This is a genomic window from Sphingobium sp. (genome assembly GCA_023266575.1).
In the GTDB taxonomy this organism is placed as follows: Bacteria; Pseudomonadota; Alphaproteobacteria; order Sphingomonadales; family Sphingomonadaceae; genus Sphingobium.
Genome location: JAHFPV010000023.1, coordinates 1 through 20,587, shown reverse-complemented (window position 1 = coordinate 20,587; position 20,587 = coordinate 1). Strand labels below are relative to the sequence as shown.

19 protein-coding genes, 1 tRNA gene and 1 pseudogene are annotated in these 20,587 nt (G+C 63.9%); 15 read left to right on the top strand and 6 right to left on the bottom strand.

Going from position 1 to position 20,587, the window contains the following annotated elements; all coding sequences use genetic code 11:
• Positions 1 to 35: 35 nt before the first annotated feature.
• The gene (locus tag Q0D44_RS16930) at positions 36 to 1,025 is read right to left on the bottom strand and encodes a retroviral-like aspartic protease family protein (protein ID WP_294138106.1); all 990 of its coding nucleotides are present in this window, start codon (positions 1,023 to 1,025) and stop codon (positions 36 to 38) included.
• A 265-nt stretch (positions 1,026 to 1,290) separates the two neighbouring features.
• On the opposite strand from Q0D44_RS16930, the gene rho reads away from it, so the two are divergent.
• Positions 1,291 to 2,547 carry a transcription termination factor Rho gene (gene rho / locus Q0D44_RS16925; RefSeq protein WP_119743521.1) on the top strand — a complete coding sequence of 419 codons (1,257 nt, stop codon included), beginning with the start codon at positions 1,291 to 1,293 and terminating at the stop codon, positions 2,545 to 2,547.
• A gap of 16 nt (positions 2,548 to 2,563) precedes the next feature.
• Positions 2,564 to 3,286, top strand: a complete 723-nt coding sequence (locus Q0D44_RS16920; RefSeq protein WP_294138105.1) for a YjbE family putative metal transport protein — start codon at positions 2,564 to 2,566, stop codon at positions 3,284 to 3,286.
• A 156-nt stretch (positions 3,287 to 3,442) separates the two neighbouring features.
• Here the strand turns inward: Q0D44_RS16920 and Q0D44_RS16915 are convergent, their stop codons facing one another.
• Positions 3,443 to 4,411 (bottom strand): quinone oxidoreductase, encoded by a 969-nt coding sequence (locus Q0D44_RS16915; RefSeq protein ID WP_294138104.1) that lies wholly within the window; start codon positions 4,409 to 4,411, stop codon positions 3,443 to 3,445.
• Entirely contained in the window at positions 4,411 to 5,109 is a 699-nt protein-coding gene (locus tag Q0D44_RS16910) for a dienelactone hydrolase family protein (protein WP_294138103.1), read from the bottom strand. The genes Q0D44_RS16915 and Q0D44_RS16910 overlap by 1 nt, the downstream gene beginning before the upstream one ends.
• Positions 5,110 to 5,257: 148 nt before the next feature.
• Here Q0D44_RS16910 and Q0D44_RS16905 point away from each other — a divergent pair, with 148 nt between their 5' ends.
• The 7 genes from Q0D44_RS16905 (at position 5,258) to pepN (ending at position 13,748) form a co-directional block, all read left to right on the top strand.
• The gene (locus Q0D44_RS16905) at positions 5,258 to 5,506 is read left to right on the top strand and encodes a DUF6489 family protein (RefSeq protein ID WP_217673969.1); all 249 of its coding nucleotides are present in this window, start codon (positions 5,258 to 5,260) and stop codon (positions 5,504 to 5,506) included.
• 15 nt (positions 5,507 to 5,521) lie between these two features.
• On the top strand, positions 5,522 to 6,805 hold the full coding sequence (gene mnmE / locus Q0D44_RS16900) for a tRNA uridine-5-carboxymethylaminomethyl(34) synthesis GTPase MnmE (protein WP_294138102.1): 1,284 nt from the start codon (positions 5,522 to 5,524) through the stop codon (positions 6,803 to 6,805).
• Between the two features lie 61 nt (positions 6,806 to 6,866).
• Complete coding sequence (gene mnmG, locus Q0D44_RS16895) at positions 6,867 to 8,717, top strand: tRNA uridine-5-carboxymethylaminomethyl(34) synthesis enzyme MnmG (protein WP_294138101.1); 1,851 nt, start codon at positions 6,867 to 6,869, stop codon at positions 8,715 to 8,717.
• A complete protein-coding gene (rsmG, locus tag Q0D44_RS16890; protein ID WP_294138100.1) occupies positions 8,714 to 9,358 on the top strand; it encodes a 16S rRNA (guanine(527)-N(7))-methyltransferase RsmG in 645 nt (214 codons plus the stop codon). The genes mnmG and rsmG overlap by 4 nt, the downstream gene beginning before the upstream one ends.
• Entirely contained in the window at positions 9,355 to 10,137 is a 783-nt protein-coding gene (locus Q0D44_RS16885) for a ParA family protein (protein WP_119743528.1), read from the top strand. The genes rsmG and Q0D44_RS16885 overlap by 4 nt, the downstream gene beginning before the upstream one ends.
• The gene (locus Q0D44_RS16880; RefSeq protein ID WP_294138099.1) at positions 10,134 to 11,057 is read left to right on the top strand and encodes a ParB/RepB/Spo0J family partition protein; all 924 of its coding nucleotides are present in this window, start codon (positions 10,134 to 10,136) and stop codon (positions 11,055 to 11,057) included. The genes Q0D44_RS16885 and Q0D44_RS16880 overlap by 4 nt, the downstream gene beginning before the upstream one ends.
• 93 nt (positions 11,058 to 11,150) lie before the next feature.
• Complete coding sequence (gene pepN / locus Q0D44_RS16875) at positions 11,151 to 13,748, top strand: aminopeptidase N (protein ID WP_294138098.1); 2,598 nt, start codon at positions 11,151 to 11,153, stop codon at positions 13,746 to 13,748.
• Positions 13,749 to 13,759: 11 nt separating this feature from the next.
• Here pepN and bamE read toward each other — a convergent pair whose 3' ends face one another.
• Positions 13,760 to 14,275, bottom strand: coding sequence for an outer membrane protein assembly factor BamE (gene bamE / locus Q0D44_RS16870; RefSeq protein WP_006966442.1), 516 nt, complete (start codon positions 14,273 to 14,275; stop codon positions 13,760 to 13,762).
• Positions 14,276 to 14,439: 164 nt separating this feature from the next.
• On the opposite strand from bamE, the gene Q0D44_RS16865 reads away from it, so the two are divergent.
• From Q0D44_RS16865 to dinB, 3 genes are read left to right on the top strand one after another with little or no spacing between them, the layout of a single operon-like run.
• Positions 14,440 to 14,967: a ubiquinol-cytochrome C chaperone family protein gene (locus tag Q0D44_RS16865; protein WP_294138097.1), complete on the top strand. Its 528-nt coding sequence runs from the start codon at positions 14,440 to 14,442 to the stop codon at positions 14,965 to 14,967.
• Positions 14,964 to 15,494, top strand: a complete 531-nt coding sequence (locus tag Q0D44_RS16860) for a DUF177 domain-containing protein (RefSeq protein WP_294138096.1) — start codon at positions 14,964 to 14,966, stop codon at positions 15,492 to 15,494. Before Q0D44_RS16865 ends, Q0D44_RS16860 begins: the two co-directional genes overlap by 4 nt.
• A 57-nt stretch (positions 15,495 to 15,551) precedes the next feature.
• Positions 15,552 to 16,640, top strand: coding sequence for a DNA polymerase IV (gene dinB, locus Q0D44_RS16855; RefSeq protein WP_294138095.1), 1,089 nt, complete (start codon positions 15,552 to 15,554; stop codon positions 16,638 to 16,640).
• Between the two features lie 46 nt (positions 16,641 to 16,686).
• Here the strand turns inward: dinB and Q0D44_RS16850 are convergent, their stop codons facing one another.
• On the bottom strand, positions 16,687 to 17,472 hold the full coding sequence (locus Q0D44_RS16850; RefSeq protein WP_294138094.1) for a DUF1134 domain-containing protein: 786 nt from the start codon (positions 17,470 to 17,472) through the stop codon (positions 16,687 to 16,689).
• Positions 17,473 to 17,706: 234 nt separating this feature from the next.
• Here Q0D44_RS16850 and Q0D44_RS16845 point away from each other — a divergent pair.
• A tRNA-Ser gene (locus Q0D44_RS16845) sits at positions 17,707 to 17,798 on the top strand.
• Positions 17,799 to 17,942: 144 nt separating this feature from the next.
• Positions 17,943 to 19,091 (top strand): integrase arm-type DNA-binding domain-containing protein, encoded by a 1,149-nt coding sequence (locus tag Q0D44_RS16840; protein ID WP_294138093.1) that lies wholly within the window; start codon positions 17,943 to 17,945, stop codon positions 19,089 to 19,091.
• A 102-nt stretch (positions 19,092 to 19,193) separates the two neighbouring features.
• Here the strand turns inward: Q0D44_RS16840 and istA are convergent.
• A pseudogene (istA, locus tag Q0D44_RS16835) lies at positions 19,194 to 20,009 on the bottom strand (IS21 family transposase); the annotation flags it as partial.
• A gap of 285 nt (positions 20,010 to 20,294) precedes the next feature.
• Here istA and Q0D44_RS16830 point away from each other — a divergent pair.
• The gene (locus tag Q0D44_RS16830; protein WP_294138092.1) at positions 20,295 to 20,510 is read left to right on the top strand and encodes a hypothetical protein; all 216 of its coding nucleotides are present in this window, start codon (positions 20,295 to 20,297) and stop codon (positions 20,508 to 20,510) included.
• Positions 20,511 to 20,587: the final 77 nt, after the last annotated feature.

The window sequence follows — 20,587 nt, the reverse complement described above, 5'->3', positions numbered from 1 at the left end:
ATCGCGCCCATACGCATCCTTCGATACGCCATTGATTACTGAACGGGCAGTTTATCCGGTGGCACCACCGCCGCCAGCTGTGCCGGGCTGATCGCACTGGCATCGGGCAGCAGGAAATCCACCTTGCCCCGGCCAAAGTCGATCGCCACCTTGTCGAAGATGCGCAGCGCGCTGATCCCCAGCAGCAGGGCGGGCTTGTCCTTCATCCCCAGTTCGGCAAAGGGGCTTGCTTCGGCGAACAGCACTGGCACCTGGGTCAGGTTGACCCGCCCCATCCGCACCGACTTGATCCGCCCCACCTGGCCCGTCAGCTGCCCGCCGGTCACGCTGGTCAGGACTGCTTCTGCCATATCCGGCGCGCGTTTTTTCGCGATCAGCCGGTCGCGCAGCGCCAGATTGCCGATGCTAAAATGGCTGCCTGTGTCCAGCATGACCGCGACCTTCATGCCGTTCACCTCGGAATCGAGCAGGATCAGCTGACCGCGCCGCCGCCGCGCCTCCACCACGATCGCGTCGGGGTCGATCGCCACGCGGCGGCGTGATCCGCTGGCGCTGATCTCCATCCGTCCGGTGCGGAAATTGAGCAGCAGCCGCTTGGCGTGCAGGCTGTCCAGCCCCAGCAGGCCGGGGGCGCCCAGATGTTCGCCCTCCAGCACCGGCGCCTCGATATCGTCGATCGTCCCGCCGCCAAAGCCCAGCTTGGGCACCGCCACGGTTCCCGCCTCCGACCGGCCGGTCATGCTCAGGATCGTCACATTGGCGCGGGGTGACAGCGCCAGCTGCTCGGCCAGATCGCGGGCAATGACGGTGCGTTGCGATCCGGTGTCGATGATGAAGTTCCACGGTCCCTTGCCATCGATATGGATGGGGATCGTCACCCGCTCGTCGGGCGAGGGACCGGTGCGGACGATGGCGGGCGGAATGGCCGGGTCGAGCGCGGAGATATCCTGCGCCGCCAGCGGCAGCCCCATCGCCGCCAGGCCGATCGCCAGCCCCGTGAGCCGCATCGCCCGGTGCCGTCCCATTGCCGCATCCTTTCCCGATTTTATGGCACGACTATAGCATGAAGCCGGGTGGTCGCACCAGTGACACCCCTCGACCCGAATCGACGCTCCGCCGCCGCTTCCCCTTGTCCCGCGCACAGTCCTGCCTTGACTTGGACCGGCCCGCTTCGCTAAATGCGCCCACTATCGACCCTGCCTGTTCATGGCAGGCGTCTGGCGGCGTCCTGCTCGCCTGTGTCCCGCTGTTTCCGGCGCTACTCTCCTCTCGTCATCGGACCGACTCGCAATGCATCTCAAGGACCTCAAGAAAACCGCGCCCGCCGACCTCGTCACCATGGCAGAGGAATTGGGCGTCGAGGGCGCGTCGACCCTGCGCAAACAGGATCTGATGTTCGCGATCCTCAAGGCCGAGGCCGAAAATGGCGAGCAGATCATGGGCGAAGGCACGATCGAGGTGCTGCCCGACGGCTTTGGCTTCCTGCGCAGCCCGGAAGCCAATTTCCTGGCCGGTCCCGACGACATCTATGTCTCGCCCAATCAGGTGCGCCGCTTTGGCCTGCGCACCGGTGACACGGTCGACGGTGAAATCCGCGCGCCCAAGGATGGCGAGCGCTACTTTGCCCTCGTCAAGCTCAACACCGTCAATTTCGATGACCCCGATGTGGTCCGCCATCGTGTGAATTTCGACAATCTGACGCCGCTCTATCCCGAATCGAAGCTGACGCTCGACCCTTATGATCCGACCCAGAAGGACAAGTCGGCGCGCGTCATCGACATCGTATCGCCGCAGGGCAAGGGCCAGCGTACGCTGATCGTCGCGCCGCCGCGCGTCGGCAAGACGGTGATGCTCCAGAACATTGCCAAGGCTATCACCGACAATCATCCCGAAGTGTTCCTGATCGTTCTGCTGATCGACGAACGCCCGGAAGAAGTCACCGACATGCAGCGCAGCGTGAAGGGGGAGGTCGTCTCCTCCACCTTTGACGAGCCCGCCACCCGCCACGTCCAGGTCGCCGAAATGGTGATCGAAAAGGCCAAGCGCCTGGTGGAACATAAAAAGGATGTGGTGATCCTGCTCGATTCGATCACCCGTCTGGGCCGCGCCTATAACACGGTGGTCCCTTCGTCGGGCAAGGTGCTGACCGGCGGTGTGGATGCCAATGCGCTCCAGCGGCCCAAGCGCTTCTTCGGCGCGGCGCGTAATATTGAGGAAGGCGGTTCGCTCTCGATCATCGCCACCGCCCTGATCGACACGGGCAGCCGCATGGACGAAGTCATTTTCGAAGAATTCAAGGGTACCGGTAACTCGGAAATCGTGCTGGATCGCAAGGTCGCGGACAAGCGCATCTTCCCCGCGCTGGACGTCGGCAAGTCCGGCACCCGCAAGGAAGAATTGCTGGTCGACAAGGCCAAGCTCAGCAAGATGTGGGTGCTGCGCCGCATCCTGATGCAGATGGGCACGATCGATGCGATGGAGTTCCTGCTGGACAAGATGAAGGACAGCAAGACCAACGAAGATTTCTTCGATTCGATGAACCAGTAAGCGGGACTGCGACTGTATGTTCGACCTCCTCACTACCGCCGCCGCTGCCGCTCAGGGTCTGGGTTCGCCCGCCGATATCTGGGGGCATATCGTTAATGATTTCAGCAATATAACTTCGCCGAGCGCGCTGGCCGCTTTTGGTCAGGTGCTGATGATCGACATTTTGCTGGCGGGCGATAATGCCATCGTCGTCGGCGCGCTGGCCGCGGGCCTGCCCGCCGCCCAGCGCAAGAAGGTGATCCTGATCGGGATCATCGCCGCGCTGGTGCTGCGCATCGGCTTCGCGCTGGTGGTCAGCCAGCTGATGCAGATTGTCGGGCTGATCCTGGCCGGTGGCCTGCTGCTGCTGTGGGTCAGCTTCAAAATGTGGCGGGAACTTCACCCCAAGCGGGGCGGGGATACGCCGGGCGACACCAGCGACGACGATATATCGGGCCTGCGCCCAGCCAAGAGCTTTGCCGCGGCTGCCTGGGCCGTGGCCGTTGCCGATGTCAGCATGAGCCTGGACAATGTGCTGGCAGTCGCCGGCGCGGCCAAGGATCATCCGGGCATCCTGATCATCGGGCTGATCCTGTCGGTCGCGCTGATGGGCATCGCGGCGAATATTATCGCCAAATATATCGAACGCTTCCGCTGGATCGCCTATCTGGGCCTTGCCGTCATCGTCTATGTCGCGGTCAAGATGATCTATGACGGCTTTGTCGATCATCAGGTGGGCATATTGACGCTGTTTGGCTGAAGGCGGGACGCAGCGATGCGCAAAAAGGGGGCGGAACCACCCAGGTTCCGCCCCCTTTTTGTTTCTGCGCTACCGGCCGTTCGTTTCGAGCAAAGTCGAGAAACGCTGGCGCGGCGCTTTTCACTTCTCGACTTCGCTCGAAGCGAACGGATGTTGTTAAGGGATCAACACCGTCGCCCCAGTCGTCTCCCTCGCCTCCAGCGCGCGGTGCGCCTCCGCTGCCTCGCTCAGCGCGAAACGCTGGCCGATCACCGCCTTCACCACCCCGCGCTGCATCCGGTCGAACAGCCGCTCGGCAGTGTGCGCCAGCTCTTGCGGCGTCGCGATATAGTCGAACAGGGTAGGGCGGGTGACGTAGAGCGATCCGCCCCGGCTCAACTCCAGCAGGCTGACCGGCGGCACCGCGCCCGACGCATTGCCATAGCTGACCATCAGCCCGCGCCGCTTGAGGCTGGCAAGTGAGGCCGCCCAGCTATCCTTGCCCACGCCATCATAGACGACATCGACGCCCTTGCCGCCGGTCAGGTCGCGCACGGTTGCGGCCAGGCCATCGAAAGGTCCGTGCAGGCTATGGTCGGCATCGACCAGCGCCGCTTTTTCCGCCGATCCGCAATGGGCGATGACGATAACGCCCTTGTCGCGCAGCCATGGCACCAGCACTGATCCGACCCCGCCCGCTGCGGCATGGACCAGCGCGACCTGTCCGGCGACAAGCTGGATCATATCCTCGGCCAGATAGCAGGCGGTCATGCCCTTGAGCATCATCGCCGCGGCATCCTCGTTGGACACGCCATCGGGGATTTTCACCGCCCTCTCGGCGGCGATGATGCGTTGGCTGGCATAGGCGCCCAGCCCGCTGGCGCAACCGACCCGGTCGCCAACGGCAAAGCCGGTGACGCCCGCGCCCACCGCCACGACCTGCCCCGCACCCTCCGACCCCAAAGGGACAGGCAGGGGCGCGGGATAGAGGCCGGTGCGGTAATAGGTGTCGATGAAATTGAGGCCGACCGCTTCCTGCGCGACCAGCAATTCGCCCTCACCCGGTGCGACGGGATCTAAATCCTCGCGCGCGATCACCTCCGGCCCGCCATGGCTGCGGGCGACCATGCGCCACGCACCGCTCATCAGGCGAGATGCTCGGCGAAGAAATCCGCCGTCCGCTTGTCCGCCAGTTGCGTGGCATCCTCATCCCGGCGATTGTCCATTTCGGCGGCAAAGCCATGGTCCAGCCCATCATAGTCATGCAGCGTCAGATGGCGATTATCGTCCAGCCCGGCATGCATCGCCGCCTGTGCCTCCGCTGGCACGAAGCCATCATTGGTCGGGATATGCAGCAGGGTGGGCTTGCCGATCGCATGTTGCTCGCCCAGCAGCCCGTCTATGCCCACGCCATAATAAGCGACGAACGCATCGCCATCCGTCCGGCACGCCGCCATGAACGCCAGCCGCCCGCCCAGGCAATAGCCCACCAGCCCGACCTTGCCGCCGCCCGCAGCCGCGCGCGCCGCGCGGATCGTCGCTTCGATGTCGCGGATCGCCTGATCCTGATTGAGCTTCTGCATATGCCCGATTGCCGCTTGGAAATCCTCCGGCACGTCGGCGTCCAGTTCGACATGCGGCTTTTCGCGCCAGAACAGGTCGGGCGCATAGGCGACATAGCCAGCCTGCGCCCAACTGTCGCATTTGCGGCGGATGCCTTCATTCACGCCGAAAATTTCCTGGATGACGATGATCGCGGCAGTGGCGTCCTCTGCCGGCTTGGCCACATAAGCGTCGAATGCGCCGTCGCCTTCCAGCGTCGGGACGGAAATAAAGCCTGCCATGGGGAATCCCTTCCAACTATTGTGTAGCCCATATTGGCCTGTTCGCCAGGCAGCGCAACGGGCGCGTCACCCAAAAAATTTGCCATGACCGCCCCATTTGCGGCATGACGGGCGCAACGGAATTTTCCGCGCTGGAAGGGCTTGGAACATGAAGGTGACCGTCGATGTCGATTGCAGCCCGGCCGAAGCCCGCGCCTTTCTGGGCCTGCCCGATGTGACCCCGATTCACGACAAATATATCAAGACGATGCTGGAGGGATTTGAAGGCGTCGGCAATATCGAACAGATGGAAACCCTGTTCAAAAGCTTCTCCCCCATGGGTGACGCAGGGGTGCGACTGTTCCAACAGATGATGAATATCGGCCTGTCGGGCATGTCCGGCACCGAGAAGAAATAGGCCGCGCCACCAATCGTGACCGATACGATTTTCGCCCTGTCGAGCGGCGCGCCGCCCGCAGGGATTGCAGTGATCCGCGTCAGTGGCCCCGCCGCCCGCTCCGCGCTGGAAGCGCTTGCCCGCCGCGTGCCGCCACCCCGCACCGCCAGCCTGGCCTTGCTGGTCGATCCGCAGGACGATGCGCCGCTCGACCGGGCTTTGACGCTGTGGTTGCCCGGCCCGGCGACCGTGACCGGCGAGGATCTGGTCGAACTGCACTGCCATGGCGGTCGCGCGGTGGTGGCGGCGGTGGAAGCGGCGCTGGGTGCGATGCCGGGCCTGCGCCGGGCCGAGGCTGGCGAATTTACCCGGCGCGCCTTTGCCAATGGCCGGATGGACCTGAACGCAGTCGAAGGGCTGGCCGATCTCCTCGCCGCCGAAACCCAGCAGCAACGCCGCGCCGCGCTGATAATGGCGGAGGGGCATTTTTCCCGCCGGATCGAGGGATGGCGCGCGACCCTGCTCGACCTGTCGGCAATGGCTGAAGCGGCGCTCGATTTTTCCGACGAGGATGATGTTCCCGATGCCGCCATTGAAGCGCGGATCGGCGAAGGGATCGCGGCGTTGGCGCGTGACGTGACTGCCGTTTTGGCCGCGCCATCGGCCGAGCGCTTGCGTGACGGTGTGCGGGTGGTGCTGGCCGGACCGCCCAATGCGGGCAAATCGACCCTGCTCAACGTGCTGGTTGGGCGCGACGCCGCGATCGTTTCCGACATTGCCGGGACCACCCGCGACCGGATCGAGGTGCCAGCGGGGATCGGCGGCGTCGCTTTCCTGTTCACCGACACGGCAGGGCTACGCGACGAGACAGGCGATGCGATCGAAGCGATCGGCATTGATCGGGCGCGGTCGGCGTTGGTCGCGGCAGACATCATCCTGTGGCTGGGCGACGCGGCGGACGCGCCGCGCGACGATGCGCTGTTGATTGCTGCGCAATGCGACCGGGACGGGGAGGGGGATCGTCCCGGCCTCCGCCTGTCCGCCCGCACCGGCGAAGGGATGGACGCGCTGGTTGCGCTGCTGCTCGATCGTGCGGCAAAGCTGTTGCCGGGCGAGGGCGACTATGCGCTGCACGCGCGACAGCGACAGCGAGTTGGACATATTGCAGCCTTTCTCGATTCCGCCGCCAGCGCGCGCGATCTGCTGATCCTGGCCGAGGAGCTGCGGCAGGCGCGGCGCGAGATTGACGCGTTGACCGGACAGGCCGGAACCGAGGATATGCTCGACCGGCTGTTCGCAGGATTCTGCATCGGCAAATGAGCCACATGTTCCACGTGGAACGCTTTTGCCCCCGCCGCGCCTTTCTGATAAGGGCAACGCCATGCGAACAAGCTATGATGTGATCGTGGTCGGTGGCGGCCATGCCGGGTGTGAGGCAGTAGCGGCGGCTGCGCGCAAGGGCGCGACCGTGGCGCTGCTCACCTTCGAGCGCGCGACTGTGGGCGCGATGTCCTGCAATCCGGCAATCGGCGGACTGGGCAAGGGCCATCTGGTGCGCGAGGTCGATGCGCTCGACGGGCTGATCGCGCGCGCTGCCGATGCTGCTGCTATCCATTATCGGATGCTCAACAGCAGCAAGGGCGCCGCCGTGCAGGGACCGCGCGTTCAGGCCGACCGCAAACGCTATCGCGCGGCGATCCATCAGATGCTCGACGCGCAAGCGGGTCTGACTATCGTCGAGGGCGAAGCCGACGCATTGTTGCTCGACGGCGATGCCGTTGCCGGGCTGGCGCTGGCGGATGGCCGCGTCCTGCACGCGCCCTCTGTCGTGCTGGCGACCGGCACCTTTTTGGGCGGCAAGCTGTTCCGGGGCGACGAGCGGGAGATTGGCGGTCGCGTGGGCGAGCGCGCCGCGACCACATTGGGCATCCAGCTTCGCGCCATCGGCCTGCCGATCGGGCGGCTCAAGACCGGCACGCCACCGCGCATCGACGGGCGCACGATCGACTGGGCGCAGCTGGAGGCGCAGCCCTCCGACATTGCGCACTGGACCATGTCGCCCCTGTCGGACGGGCGCGTGCTGCCCCAACTCGCCTGCGCCATCACCCGCACCAACGAACGCACGCACCAGATCATCCGCGACGGGCTGGGGCGGTCGCCATTGTTCAGCGGCGCGATCGAGGGGCGGGGACCGCGCTACTGCCCGTCGATCGAGGACAAGATCCAGCGCTTCGGCGACCGCGACGGGCATCAGATTTTTCTGGAGCCGGAGGGGCTGGACGATCCGCTCGTCTATCCCAACGGCATCAGCACCTCGCTCCCCACCGATGTGCAGGTTGCCATGGTCCGATCGATGCGCGGGCTGGAGCGCGCCGAGATCGTCGTGCCGGGCTATGCCGTTGAATATGATCATGTCGACCCGCGCGCGCTCGATTCCACGCTGGAGGTGCGCGCCATCCCCGGCCTGTTCTGCGCCGGGCAGATTAACGGCACGACCGGCTATGAGGAAGCAGCCGCACAGGGGCTGGTCGCCGGGGCCAATGCCGCTGCGCGGGCGCGGGGCGAGGGGGCTTTGGTGCTCGACCGGGCCAGCAGCTATATCGGCGTGATGATCGACGATCTGGTGTTGCAGGGCGTGACGGAACCCTATCGGATGCTGACCGCGCGCGCCGAATATCGGCTGCGGTTGCGCGCCGATAATGCGGAGACGCGGCTGGGTGCGATTGGCCTTTTGCACGGACTTATTGGCCCGGTTCGCGCCGCACGTCTGGCGGATCGCGCGGCGCAACTCGCTGCGGTGGAGACGGAACTGGCCCGTCAGATGACCGCCACAGAAATGGCGCGCGCTGGCGCAACCGTGCGGCAGGACGGCGTGCGGCGCAGCCTGTTTGAATGGGCGCGCTTCCCCGAAGTCGATCAGGCCTTGCTGCTGACCCTTGCCCCCGGCCTGCGCGATGCCCCCGACGACCTGCGCACCGAGATATTGGAGGATGCGCATTACGCCCCCTATCTCGAACGGCAGGATGCGGAGATTGCCGACATGCGCCGCAACGAACGGGTCATGATCCCGGCCGATTTCGACTTCGCTGTGATCGGTGGCCTGTCGACCGAAATGATCGAGCGGCTCGATGCGGCCCGGCCCGATACGCTGGCGGCGGCCAGCCGGATCAGGGGAATCACCCCGGCGGCGTTGGCCGCGATCCTCGTCCATGTGCGGCGGGTGGCTGCGTGACGGAAGAGGAAGCGCGCGCCTGGCTCGATACGCAGTTCGATGTTTCACGTGAAACTTGGGACCGGCTGGAACGCTATGTCGCGATCCTGCTGGGGGCGATGGACGAGCAAAATCTGATCGCAGAATCGACCCGCCCCCATATCTGGGCGCGGCATATCGTCGATTCCGCGCAACTGCTGCGCCATGCGGAAAATGCGAGCGAGGGCGACTGGTATGACCTTGGCTCTGGCGCTGGCCTGCCGGGTATCGTCGTCGCCTGCCTCTCCACCCGTCCGGTGGCGATGGTGGAATCGCGGCGCAAGCGGATCGAATTTCTCGACGCAGTGATTGACCAGCTCGACCTCAAACGCGCGCGCGTATTCGGCGGGCGTGTCGAGGCTGTCCCGGCGACGGCCGCAGCGGTGATCAGCGCCCGCGCTTATGCGCCCCTACCCAAACTTCTATCCTCCGCCGCGCATCTGGGGAATGAAAAAACGCTCTGGGTGCTGCCCAAAGGACGAAATGCGCAAAATGAACTGGAGGCGGTGCGCCCATCGTGGCAAGGTGTCTTTCACATGGAAGCCAGCGTAACGGATGCCGATAGCGCCATCCTGATCGCGCACTCTGTCCAACCCGTCGCCAGGAGGAAAGGCCGCGCATGATCTGCATCGCCATCGCCAATCAGAAGGGCGGCGTGGGCAAGACCACCACCGCGATCAATCTGGCCACGGGATTGGCGGCTACGGGATTGCGGGTGTTGCTGGTCGATCTCGATCCGCAGGGCAATGCCTCGACCGGGCTGGGGGTGATGCAGGCGGATCGCGCGCAGTCCAGCTATGATCTGCTGGTCGGCAATTGCGCGCTGGAGGACGCCATCGTCGCCACCCGCGTGCCCAAGCTCGATCTGGTCCCGGCGACGCAGGATCTGTCGGGCTGCGAAATCGAACTGATCGAATATGAAGAGCGCACCCACAGGCTGGAACGGGTCTTGTCCGAAGCGCCTGCGGGCCGCTGGGACATTTGCCTGATCGACTGCCCGCCCTCGCTGGGGCTGCTGACGATCAACGCTATGGTGGCCGCGCAATCCCTGCTGGTGCCGTTGCAGTGCGAATTTTTCGCGCTCGAAGGGCTGTCGCAACTGCTCCAGACGGTCGAGCGTATCCGCGGCCGTTTCAATCCGGGTCTGTCGATCATGGGCGTGGCCCTGACCATGTATGACCGGCGCAACCGGCTGACCGATCAGGTGGCCGACGATGTGCGGGCCTGCCTGGGCGATCTCGTGTTCACCACGGTCATTCCGCGCAATGTGCGCCTGTCCGAAGCGCCCAGTCATGGCGTTCCGGCCCTGATCTATGACTTCCGCTGTTCGGGATCGGAAGCCTATATGCGACTGGCGCGCGAACTGATCGCGCGCCTGCCCCGGCAGGAGGTAGCGGCTTGAGCGACGACACCAGCGAAAAGCCCAAGGTGGTCAAGCGCCCGCACGGGCTGGGCCGTGGCCTGTCCGCACTGCTCGGCGACGTCGCGCGTGAGGAGCCAGTGGCCGCAGCCGCGCCGTCGCCATCGGGCAAGGCGATCCAGAGCATAGAGGTGGCGCTGATTCAGCCGCACCCTGAACAGCCGCGTCGTCATTTCGACGAAGGCGCGTTGCAGGAACTGGCCGAAAGCATCGCCAAGCGCGGCGTGATCCAGCCGATCATCGTCCGGCCCCATGGCGGCGGTTTCCAGATCGTCGCGGGTGAACGCCGCTGGCGCGCGGCGCAGCGCGCCCATCTCCATCGTATCCCCGCCATCGTCCGCGATTTCGACGAGGCGGAGACGCTGGAAATCGCGCTCATTGAGAATATCCAGCGCGAAGACCTCAATCCGATCGAAGAGGCCGAAGCCTATCGCAAGCTGATCGCCGAATTTCATCATAGCCAGGAAGCGCTGGGGCGGCTGGTCGGCAAGTCGCGTAGCCATGTCGCCAATCTGATGCGGCTGCTCGATCTGCCCGCCATGGTGCAGCAGCAGGTGGTCGAACAGAAGATCAGCATGGGCCATGCCCGCGCGCTGATCGGCGCGCCCGATTGCGAGGCGCTGGCGCGGCAGGTCGAACAGAAGGGGCTGTCCGTCCGCGACACCGAACAGCTGGTGCGCCGGGTCAAGAAGGGCGAGGATGCGCCCATCGCGCGGCGCGGCGGCGGTTCGCGCGACAAGGATGCGGACATTGCCGCGCTGGAGCAGCATCTGGCCGACATATTGGGGCTGAAGGTCGATATCGACCATATGAGCGGCGCGGGTGGCACACTGTCGCTGCGTTACTCGACGCTCGACCAGCTTGACATGCTGTGCCAGCGCCTGTCGGGCGAACGCATCTAGGCCGTGAATCACCATGGTCGATATGGGCGAAGTTTGACGAGTTAGACCCAAAGCAGTCTGGTCTTTTGCCCACCCGCTCCCTAGGTTGCGGGCATGGCCGACATGCAAAGCTCCACCGCCGCCCCCGCGATCATCCGCCGCTCCGACTACAGCCCGCCCGACTGGCTCGTCCCCACCATCGCGCTGGATTTCGATCTCGACCCGGCGCTGACGAGCGTTCGCGCGACGCTGTCGGTGACGCGCAATGGCGATCATGAACGGCCGTTGCGGCTGGACGGTGACGGGCTGGTGCCGCTGGAGGTGAAGGTCGATGGCGCGGTGCTGGCTGCGGACGATTGGCATCTGGAGGCCGGGTCGCTGACCATCGCCGTGACCGGCACCGCGCACAGCATCGAAACGCTGGTCGAACTGGTGCCGGAGAATAACAGCAAGCTGATGGGCCTCTACGCCAGCGGAGGTCTGCTCTGCACCCAGTGCGAGGCGGAGGGGTTCCGCCGCATCACCTTCTTCCCCGATCGGCCCGATGTCCTGTCGCGCTACAGCGTCCGGCTGACCGCCGACAAGGCGCGCTTCCCCATCTTGCTCGCCAATGGCGATCCGGTTGAACAGGGCGATGCTGACAATGGCCGCCATTGGGCGCTCTGGAACGATCCCTTCCCCAAGCCCTGCTATCTCTTTGCGCTGGTCGCGGGCGATCTGGCCTGCAACGCCGACCGCTTCGTCACGATGAGTGGGCGGGAGGTGCAATTGGGCATCTGGGTGCGGGAGGCCGACCTGCCGCGCACCGCGCACGCCATGCAGGCGCTCAAGGACAGCATGGCCTGGGACGAGCGCGTCTATGGCCGCGAATATGATCTGGACGTGTTCAACATCGTCGCCGTCGCTGATTTCAATTTCGGTGCGATGGAGAATAAAGGTCTCAACATCTTCAATTCGCGCTATATTTTGGCTGACCCCGAAACCGCGACCGACGTCGATTATGACGGCGTCGAAGGCGTGGTGGCGCATGAATATTTCCACAACTGGTCGGGCAATCGCGTCACCTGCCGCGACTGGTTCCAGTTGAGCCTCAAGGAAGGCTTCACCGTCTTTCGCGACCAGAATTTCTCCGCCGACATGGGCAGCCACGCGGTCAAGCGGATCGAGGATGTCCGCATCCTGCGCGCGGCCCAGTTTCAGGAGGATAGCGGCCCGCTCGCCCATCCGATCCGGCCTGAATCCTATATGGAAATCAGCAACTTCTACACCGCGACCATCTATAACAAGGGCGCGGAGATCATCCGCATGATGGCGCTGATGCTGGGGGCCGAACGCTTCCGTGCGGGGAGCGATCTCTATTTCGACCGGCATGATGGGCAGGCCGCGACCTGCGAGGATTTCGTCGCCGCCATGGAAGAGGGCGGGGGCATCGACCTGACCCAGTTTCGCCGCTGGTATGAACAGGCGGGCACCCCGCATGTCCGCGCGCTGCTGCGCCATGATCCTGTGACACATGCGGTCGAGCTTGATCTGCAACAGAGCATCCCGCCAACCCCCGGTCAGCCTGACAAGCAGCCGATGGCGATCCCGCTGCGTGTCGCGCTGTTCGACCCGGCAACTGGCACACATCAGGGCGACCAATTGCTGATGCTGACGGAGGCGCAACAGAGCTTCCGCTTCGAGGGCTTTGCGGCCCCGCCGATCCTGTCGATCAACCGCGGCTTTTCCGCCCCGGTGATCGTCGAAGCCAACCGCAGCCAGGATGATCTCGCCTTCCTGTCGGCGCGCGATGATGATCCGTTCGCGCGCTATGAGGCGATGCAGCAGTTGATGGTCAATGTGCTGATCGGCGCGATCGCCGGGCAGCCGGTCGATGACGCTGCCGTTATCGCGGCGGTGCGCAACACCATCACCGACCCGCTGCTTGACCCGGCCTTCATCGCCGAAACCATCCGCCTGCCCAGCGAAGCCTATCTGGGTGACCAGATGGCTGTGGTGGACCCGGATGCGATTCACGCCGCGCGGGAAGCGCTGCAACAGCGGATCGGGGCGGAGCTGGAGCCGCTATGGCGCGACATTCACAGCCGCACCAAGGCGAACGGCTTTTCGCTGTCGCCCGCGGCGAAGGGCGCGCGCAAGCTGCGCAACGCCGCGCTGCACTATCTGGTGGCGTCGGGCGCTGACGATGGCCCCGCTATCGCCTTCGCCCAATTTCATGAGGCGGATAATATGACGGAGCGGCAAGCGGCGCTCGCAACGCTCGCCAATGGCACCAACCCCGAACGCGATGCGGCGATCGATATATTCTACAACCGCTACGGCCATGATGCGCTGACGCTCGACAAATGGTTCCAGACCCAGGCGTTCGCGCTGCACCCCGATACGGTCGATCAGGTCGAGGAACTGGGGCGGCACAAGGCATTCACCCTGTCCAACCCCAACCGGGTGCGATCGCTCTATGGCGCATTTGCCGGCAACCAGTGGGCATTCCATCACCGGTCGGGCAAGGGCTATCAACTGGTGGCGGACTGCATCATCGCGCTCGATTCGCGCAATCCGCAAACCGCCGCACGGCTGGTGCCGCCGCTGGGCCGCTGGAAGCGCTTTGACGCTGATCGCGCCGCGTTGATGCGAGCGCAATTGCAGCGCATATTGGCGCAGCCGGGTCTGTCGAAGGATGTCACTGAGCAGGCCAGCAAGAGCCTAGAGTGAGGGGCAGCCAGTTAGCTGCCGTTGGGGCCGCCGCCTGGACCGCTGCCGCCGGCATTGCCGCCCATGCCACCGGCACCAACCGCGCCGATATTGCCGAATATCTCGTCAAACAGGCTGCGATTGCGCCCCAGCGTCGGGGTCTTGTCGCCCATGGGGGAGATGTTGGCGACCTGCTCAAGTCCCGCGCGATCGACCGCTACGACATTGCCCGCCGCATCGAAGCGGACGCGCAGCACGGTCTGGTCGGCGGGCTTGGGGTTGGAGAAGGCCAGCGATCGCATGTCGCGCGACACATAATACCAGTCCTGCTCACCGAATTGCGACGTGAAGCTGGGGCGGCCCAGCGTCCCTTCCACTGATGCGCGATTGTCGATGCCCGGCTGGACCGAATCGACCAGCAGCTTATCGACCTGATAGCCCTGATGGGTGCGGATACGGGTGCAGCCCGATGCCCCCAGCACCAGCGCGCCGAGGCCAAGAGCCAACAGGAAACGCCCGCGTGTGGAATGACGGCTGAACTGACGCATGGACTTCTCCTGGCGGAACGCACCCGCGAACCCAATAAACATAATGCCGCCATTGCATTGGGCAGCGGCTCGATCAATATGGAAATGCGTCGCTCCCGGCAAGGGGCGACACTTGGCAGGACGACGTCCCGTCCAACGATCCGTCTTAAAAAAGCATAGTCCTCATGTCCACAGCCTCCCCTTCCTTCCTCCAGCGCCTGTTTGGCCGTGCCGATCCCAAGGCCGGGCTGATGCCGCTCTACCATGCCGTGGTCGCGGAGGGTCGCCAGCCACACTGGTATATGAACGGCGCAGTGCCCGATACGCTGGACGGGCGCTTCGACATGATCGTGGCGGTGCTGGCGCAGGTGCTGATGCGGCTGGAGCAGCAGGGGGCAACCCAGGAAAGCGTCTGGCTGACCGAATTGTTCGTCGATGATATGGACGGCCAATTGCGGCAGGAAGGGATTGGCGACGTCGTGGTCGGCAAGCATATCGGCCGGATGATGAGCGCGCTGGGTGGCCGGATCAGCGCCTATCGCGCGGCGCTGGCGGGTGAGGCGGACATGACCGATGCGCTGCGCCGCAACCTCTATCGCGGTGCGCCGGTGAGCGACGCCGCGCTCGCCCATGTCGAGGGCGCGCTGCGGGAGCGCTGGACGCGGCTGGGCTGCCTGACCCGCGATGCGATGCTGGCGGGGGATCTGGGATGACCGCGCTGCCGACGCCTGAATTTTCGCGGCCCATCAGGCTGGACCAGATCGGCCATATCAGCGGCACCACGACCATCACCGCCGAAGCAGCCGAGCGCGACGCGCTGATGCGCCGGTTCGGATTGCTGGCGCTCGACGCGCTGGAGGCGGACTATGCGATCAGTGAGGAGAATGGCAGCATCTTCGCGCGTGGCCGGGTGCGGGCCAGCCTGACCCAGGCCTGCGTCGCGACCGGCCTGCCGGTGCCTGAAACGATCGATAGCGATTTCCTGCTCCGCTTCATCGCCGAGGATGGCGATGTCGTCGAAGGCGCTGAAATGGAGCTGGACGCGGAGGATTGCGACACGATCGGTTATAGCGGCAATATCATCGACATGGGGGAGGCGGTGGCCGAAACCGTGGCGCTGGCGATGACGCCCTATCCCCGCGCGCCTGATGCCGACGCCGTTTTACGTGAAGCAGGCGTGCTGCGGGAGGATCAGGCCGGTCCCTTCGCAGCCTTGCTGGCGCTCAAGGGTAAGGAATAAGCGTCGCGGCGGCAACGATGTTTCCCTTTCGTTCCTTTCATGGCATAAGATCGCGCCATGGACGCCCCGCCGCCACCGCTGCGCAAGATCATCCATATCGACATGGACGCCTTTTATGCGTCGGTGGAACAGCGCGACGATCCCACGCTGCGGGGCCAGCCGATCGCAGTTGGCGGCGGCGGGCCGCGCGGGGTGGTGGCGACCGCCAGCTATGAGGCGCGGGCGTTCGGCGTGAAGTCCGCCATGCCCGGCGCACGGGCGCGGCGGCTCTGCCCCGGCCTCATCTTCGTGCCGCCGCGATTCGACGCCTATCGCGCCGTGTCCGGGCAGATCCGGGCGATCTTCGCGCGCTTTACCGACATGATCCAGCCGCTCTCGCTGGATGAAGCCTATCTGGACGTCACGGTGAACAAGCCGGGCATAGCATCGGCGACGCAGGTCGCAGCGGAGATACGCGCGCTGATTCGCGCCGAAACCGGCCTCACAGCCTCTGCGGGCGTCTCCTATAACAAGCTGATCGCCAAGCTGGCGTCGGACCAGAACAAGCCCGACGGGATATGTGTGGTGCGGCCCAGCGAAGGCCCGGCCTTTATCGCGGCGATGCCGGTGCGCCGCATCCATGGCGTGGGACCGGTGACGGCGGCGCGGATGCACGCGCTGGGGATCGAGACGGGGGCTGATCTGCGCGCGCGCGACATGGCCTTCCTCCAGGCGCATTTTGGTAGCGCGGCAGACTATTATTATCGTGCCGCCCGCGGGCAGGACGATCGGCCGGTGCGTGAGCGCGAACAGCGCAAATCGGTGAGCGTCGAGGATACGTTTTTCGACGATCTGACCGACCGGGACCGACTGATCGCGGAGATCGACCGGATCGCGACCAGCCTGTGGGGCCGGATCGAAAAGGCGCAGGCCTGGGGCCGGACGGTGACGCTCAAGATAAAATTCGCCGATTTCCGCATCATCACCCGGTCGCGCAGCTTTGCGATCCCGGTACGGTCGCCCGACCTGCTGGCACAGGCGGCGCGGGAGTTATTGCTGGCGCAGCTACCCCTGCGCATGGGTGCGCGGTTGCTGGGGTTGGGCGTGCATAATCTGGAAGCGGCGGAGGAAGGCGAGCAGGGCGATCAACTGGCGCTAGGGCTGTAGGCGCAGGGACGACATGCTCCCGCGCAGGTGGGCGTACGAACGCCTCTCAAAAGGGCAACCAAGTCCGCTTTTCGCTGAACTTCATATAGCCGGCATTGACCCCCAGCCGATAGCCGACGCCCAGGCGGATCGGGATCAGCACGACATTGCCCCAGCGCAGATAGCTGGCGGTGAAGCCACCGACCAGATAGGCAGTGCCTTCGGCTGCCGGGAACCGGTGATAGAGATCCTGCGTGTCGTAGAGATTATAGACAAGGACGAAGGTGTTGGCCGCGTTGCCGCCGACATCGAAGCCGATCGACGGGCCAGTCCAGTAGACTTCGCGTTTACCCTCCACCTTGTGATTGAGCGTACCCGAACCATAGCGCAGTCCGACGACGAAGGCACCCGATGCCTCGCGTCCCGCAATATAGGCGTTGGGGCGTCCCTGATCCTTCAGCACCTTTTCGATAAGGCCCGCCAGCCCTTCCGCGCCCTTGCCGAACACGCCTTCGGCCGCGCCGATCAGATCGTCCTGCTGGAAAGAATCGCTCGGCGCGATCGCGGCGGGGGGCGATGCGGCAGTGACGGGCGCGCCAGTTGCGGTCGTGCCGGACGTGACGGCACTGTCGGCCGGAGTGTCGCTATAGACGCTGGGATCGACGCCCGGTTCTGTGGGGGCGCTGCGCGCGGGCGGCGGCGGGGCGAGATCGGCATCGATTGCGGTGTTGGGATCAATCGTGCGCACCTGCGCCGACGCCCCCACAGGGCTGAGCGCCAGCCCCGCCAGTGCCGCCACCAGCGCGGCTGCCCGCGCCAGGCGGGCGCTTGTCCGTCCCATAATCCCGTTCATGCCCGATGCTCCCCGTAAATTGCCATCTTAACCATCCCCCAGACTATCGGCTTTCAACCTGAAACGACAATGAACGAACGCCCACCTGAGTCGATTCCGGGCCGGAACGATTTACGAGCATGGCAAAAGGGCAAAAAATCCCCGAACAGGACCGTTGCCATGCGTCAAAGCCGTCGCTATAGGACACGTCGCCTAGCCGCAGCCCCGCCTCAAGCGGGCGTTCAGGCCATGTTTGGAGACGTGGGTGAGTGGCTGAAACCAACGGTTTGCTAAACCGTCGTAGGGATAACTCCTTACCGAGGGTTCGAATCCCTCCGTCTCCGCCAATTCTCCATCCTGGACCATCCTAAATTTGGCGAGAAAGCCTAGGCTTTCTGCGGCTTTTCGGGATGATTCGCGTCCACATTCTTCCTTAGTTTTCCACCGGCATTCGATTGGATTTGTGGGAAAAAATGTGGGAGAATGTGGGTATGGGAAAGCTTTCAGCAACTGGCGTCAAAGCCGCATCACGACCCGGCCGAATAGGCGACGGCGACGGGCTCTTTCTCATCGTGCAGCCTGGCGGCACGAAAAGTTGGGTCTGCCGGGTGCAGAAGAACGGCAATAGGCGTGACTTCGGCCTAGGCAGCGCATCGAAGGTGACGCTTGCGCAGGCCCGCGATAGGGCGCGTGAAATTCGTACTTGGATGGAGCTCGGCCTCGATCCTCTGTTCGAGCGCAAGAAGGCGCAGGGCATACCAACTTTCAAGGAAGCGACAGCTAAGGTTCTTGCTGCTCATCGCAAAAGCTGGCGGAACGAAAAGCATGAGAGCCAATGGCTTCAGAGCCTAACCAGCTACGCCTTCCCCCAGATTGGCGACGTGAAGGTAAGCGAGATCACCGGGCCTATGATCCGCAATGTACTATCGGAAATCTGGCTAGCAAAGCCTGAGACTGCGCGGCGGGTGCGTCAGAGGATCGGGACCGTGTTGGACTGGGCCTATGCCTCCGGCTATCGCGAGAATGAGGCCCCTATGCGGGCCATCAGCAAAGGACTGCCACGCCAGCCCAAGAAGGACGGCCATTTCGCCGCCATGCCCTACACCCAGATACCAGCGTTTCTTGTGCAACTTCGGGCCAGAGAATCGTACAGCCGTCTGGCGCTGGAGTACGCAGTCCTTACAGCCGCGCGCTCTGGCGAGGTGCGAGGGGCTCTGTGGGAAGAAATCGACTTCGACCAGAAGCTATGGACGATCGCCAAGGATCGTATGAAGGCTAATCGGGAGCATGTCGTCCCGCTCTGCATGCGTGCTATCCGCATTATCGAGCGCTGCGCCGAACTGAGGGTGCGACATTGCCCAATCATTTTCCCAGGCATGCGCGGCGACAAGCCTATGTCGGACATGGCTCTAACGAAGCTGCTAAGGGAGATGAAGCAGCCTTACACGGCGCATGGGTTCCGGTCCGCCTTCAGAGATTGGGTGAGCGAGGAAACGGACCATCAGGGCGATGTTGCAGAGGCGGCACTGGCTCACGCGGTCAAAGACAAAACAGAAGCAGCATATCGTCGCGGCAATCTTTTAGAGAAGCGGCGCAAGATGATGGAGGACTGGGCGGTCTATTGCGGACGGCCGAAATGAAGCATTTTGGCTTAAAACATAAGGCGCCGCCGGACATCAATGAACTACTTGTGGATCGGCTAAGCTCGACTTTGTACGATCAGGCCGCGAAGCATAGGGCTTGACAGTATCGAGCCAGTCGATCAGCTGGACATTGAGATCGTCCAGATTGCGGAAGCTCCGGCCCAGGAAGAAGTCCTTGCGGATATAGCTGAATGGCCGCTCGACCTTTCTCTTGGTCTTGGCCCGATAGGGACGGCAGGCGCGCGGCACGAAGCGATAATGCCCGGCCAGAGCCAGCAATGATCGATTGTAGATGATGTGGCCCTGATCATCTTCCCCGGTCACAGCGGTTTTCATGTGATCGTAGAGGATCTCAATCGGGACGCCGCCGAGCGCTTCAAAGGCCTGCATATGACAGCGCAACAGGCTTTGGAGATCCTGATGCATGACGTAGCGCGCAAACAGGAAGCGCGAATGGCCCAGCACCAGGCTGAACAGCCAGACGATCCGGCTGACGCCGGGCTCATCGGTAAATTCGACGACGAACCGGGCAAAGTCGACCTGTGCCTGCACGCCAGGCGGCGTCTCGAACCGAACCTCGAAGGGCTTGGGGCCGTTTTCCGGCCGGATCGCTGCCAGGAACCGCTTTACCGCGGTATAGGTGCCCATATATCCCAGCTCACGGATTTCCCGCGTCAGGCGCGCCGCCGTCAGATCGGGAAAGGCCGTCACTCGCTCACGCAAAAATTCCAGATAGGGTGCCAGTTTGTTCGGTCGACCCAGCATGCGAGGGCCGTAAACCGGGGCCTCGATGCCCCGTTCGATATATTTTCGGATGGCCTTGGGATCGCGACCAGTGCGTCGGGCAATGGCGGATATCGATACACCCTGCCGATGTAGTTCGAGGATCATCATCAATTCTCCAAGTCGGATCATCGGCCCCGTCTCCGCGTCTGCAAAGGAGATGAGGACAATGTCGGCTCATCTCATTCTGCCGGGGCTAGCCCCGGCAGAATGAGATGAAGGGGGCAGTAAGCAGAGACGCCATGCTTGAAGCCATTGGCGCAGGATCTGGGGAACGGGATCGCCGATAACGACCTTGTTCTGGTCCAAGATCCCATGCTTCGAATCCTAACTGAAGCACGTTGCAACGCCTGGGTGGTTGCCATGCGGCGAGGTGAATCGGATACGCTGTGACCTGAAAACGGCTACGGAAGCTCCATGAAAGACGACGAAATCATTATGCGCATCGAAACTTTCGACGCAGCCAACGGCGGCGGCGTGGGCTGGTACGAGGACAAAGGCGCTTACCATCTCTACCTGTTGGAAACTGAGGCACCGATCGCCCGTCTCAAACCTGTCGGCACGCGCGACGAAGTGAGGCTTGGCTACTGTGCGCGGCGACAACTACGATGGCCGGTTGAGCGGCGACTATGATGGCCGGTAGGATCGGTTGTCTGGTCTGATCGTAGGGAGGGGCGCAGCCCCGACCGGAGAGCGGACCAGACAACCGG

What these genes read in the sequence shown, in the direction of transcription:
- Q0D44_RS16930 (WP_294138106.1), bottom strand. Translation starts at nt 1,025, where the DNA reads ATGGGACGGCACCGGGCGATGCGGCTCACGGGGCTGGCGATCGGCCTG.
- rho (WP_119743521.1), top strand. Translation starts at nt 1,291, where the DNA reads ATGCATCTCAAGGACCTCAAGAAAACCGCGCCCGCCGACCTCGTCACC.
- Q0D44_RS16920 (WP_294138105.1), top strand. Translation starts at nt 2,564, where the DNA reads ATGTTCGACCTCCTCACTACCGCCGCCGCTGCCGCTCAGGGTCTGGGT.
- Q0D44_RS16915 (WP_294138104.1), bottom strand. Translation starts at nt 4,411, where the DNA reads ATGAGCGGTGCGTGGCGCATGGTCGCCCGCAGCCATGGCGGGCCGGAG.
- Q0D44_RS16910 (WP_294138103.1), bottom strand. Translation starts at nt 5,109, where the DNA reads ATGGCAGGCTTTATTTCCGTCCCGACGCTGGAAGGCGACGGCGCATTC.
- Q0D44_RS16905 (WP_217673969.1), top strand. Translation starts at nt 5,258, where the DNA reads ATGAAGGTGACCGTCGATGTCGATTGCAGCCCGGCCGAAGCCCGCGCC.
- mnmG (WP_294138101.1), top strand. Translation starts at nt 6,867, where the DNA reads ATGCGAACAAGCTATGATGTGATCGTGGTCGGTGGCGGCCATGCCGGG.
- Q0D44_RS16885 (WP_119743528.1), top strand. Translation starts at nt 9,355, where the DNA reads ATGATCTGCATCGCCATCGCCAATCAGAAGGGCGGCGTGGGCAAGACC.
- pepN (WP_294138098.1), top strand. Translation starts at nt 11,151, where the DNA reads ATGGCCGACATGCAAAGCTCCACCGCCGCCCCCGCGATCATCCGCCGC.
- bamE (WP_006966442.1), bottom strand. Translation starts at nt 14,275, where the DNA reads ATGCGTCAGTTCAGCCGTCATTCCACACGCGGGCGTTTCCTGTTGGCT.
- Q0D44_RS16865 (WP_294138097.1), top strand. Translation starts at nt 14,440, where the DNA reads ATGTCCACAGCCTCCCCTTCCTTCCTCCAGCGCCTGTTTGGCCGTGCC.
- Q0D44_RS16860 (WP_294138096.1), top strand. Translation starts at nt 14,964, where the DNA reads ATGACCGCGCTGCCGACGCCTGAATTTTCGCGGCCCATCAGGCTGGAC.
- dinB (WP_294138095.1), top strand. Translation starts at nt 15,552, where the DNA reads ATGGACGCCCCGCCGCCACCGCTGCGCAAGATCATCCATATCGACATG.
- Q0D44_RS16850 (WP_294138094.1), bottom strand. Translation starts at nt 17,472, where the DNA reads ATGAACGGGATTATGGGACGGACAAGCGCCCGCCTGGCGCGGGCAGCC.
- Q0D44_RS16840 (WP_294138093.1), top strand. Translation starts at nt 17,943, where the DNA reads ATGGGAAAGCTTTCAGCAACTGGCGTCAAAGCCGCATCACGACCCGGC.
- Q0D44_RS16830 (WP_294138092.1), top strand. Translation starts at nt 20,295, where the DNA reads ATGAAAGACGACGAAATCATTATGCGCATCGAAACTTTCGACGCAGCC.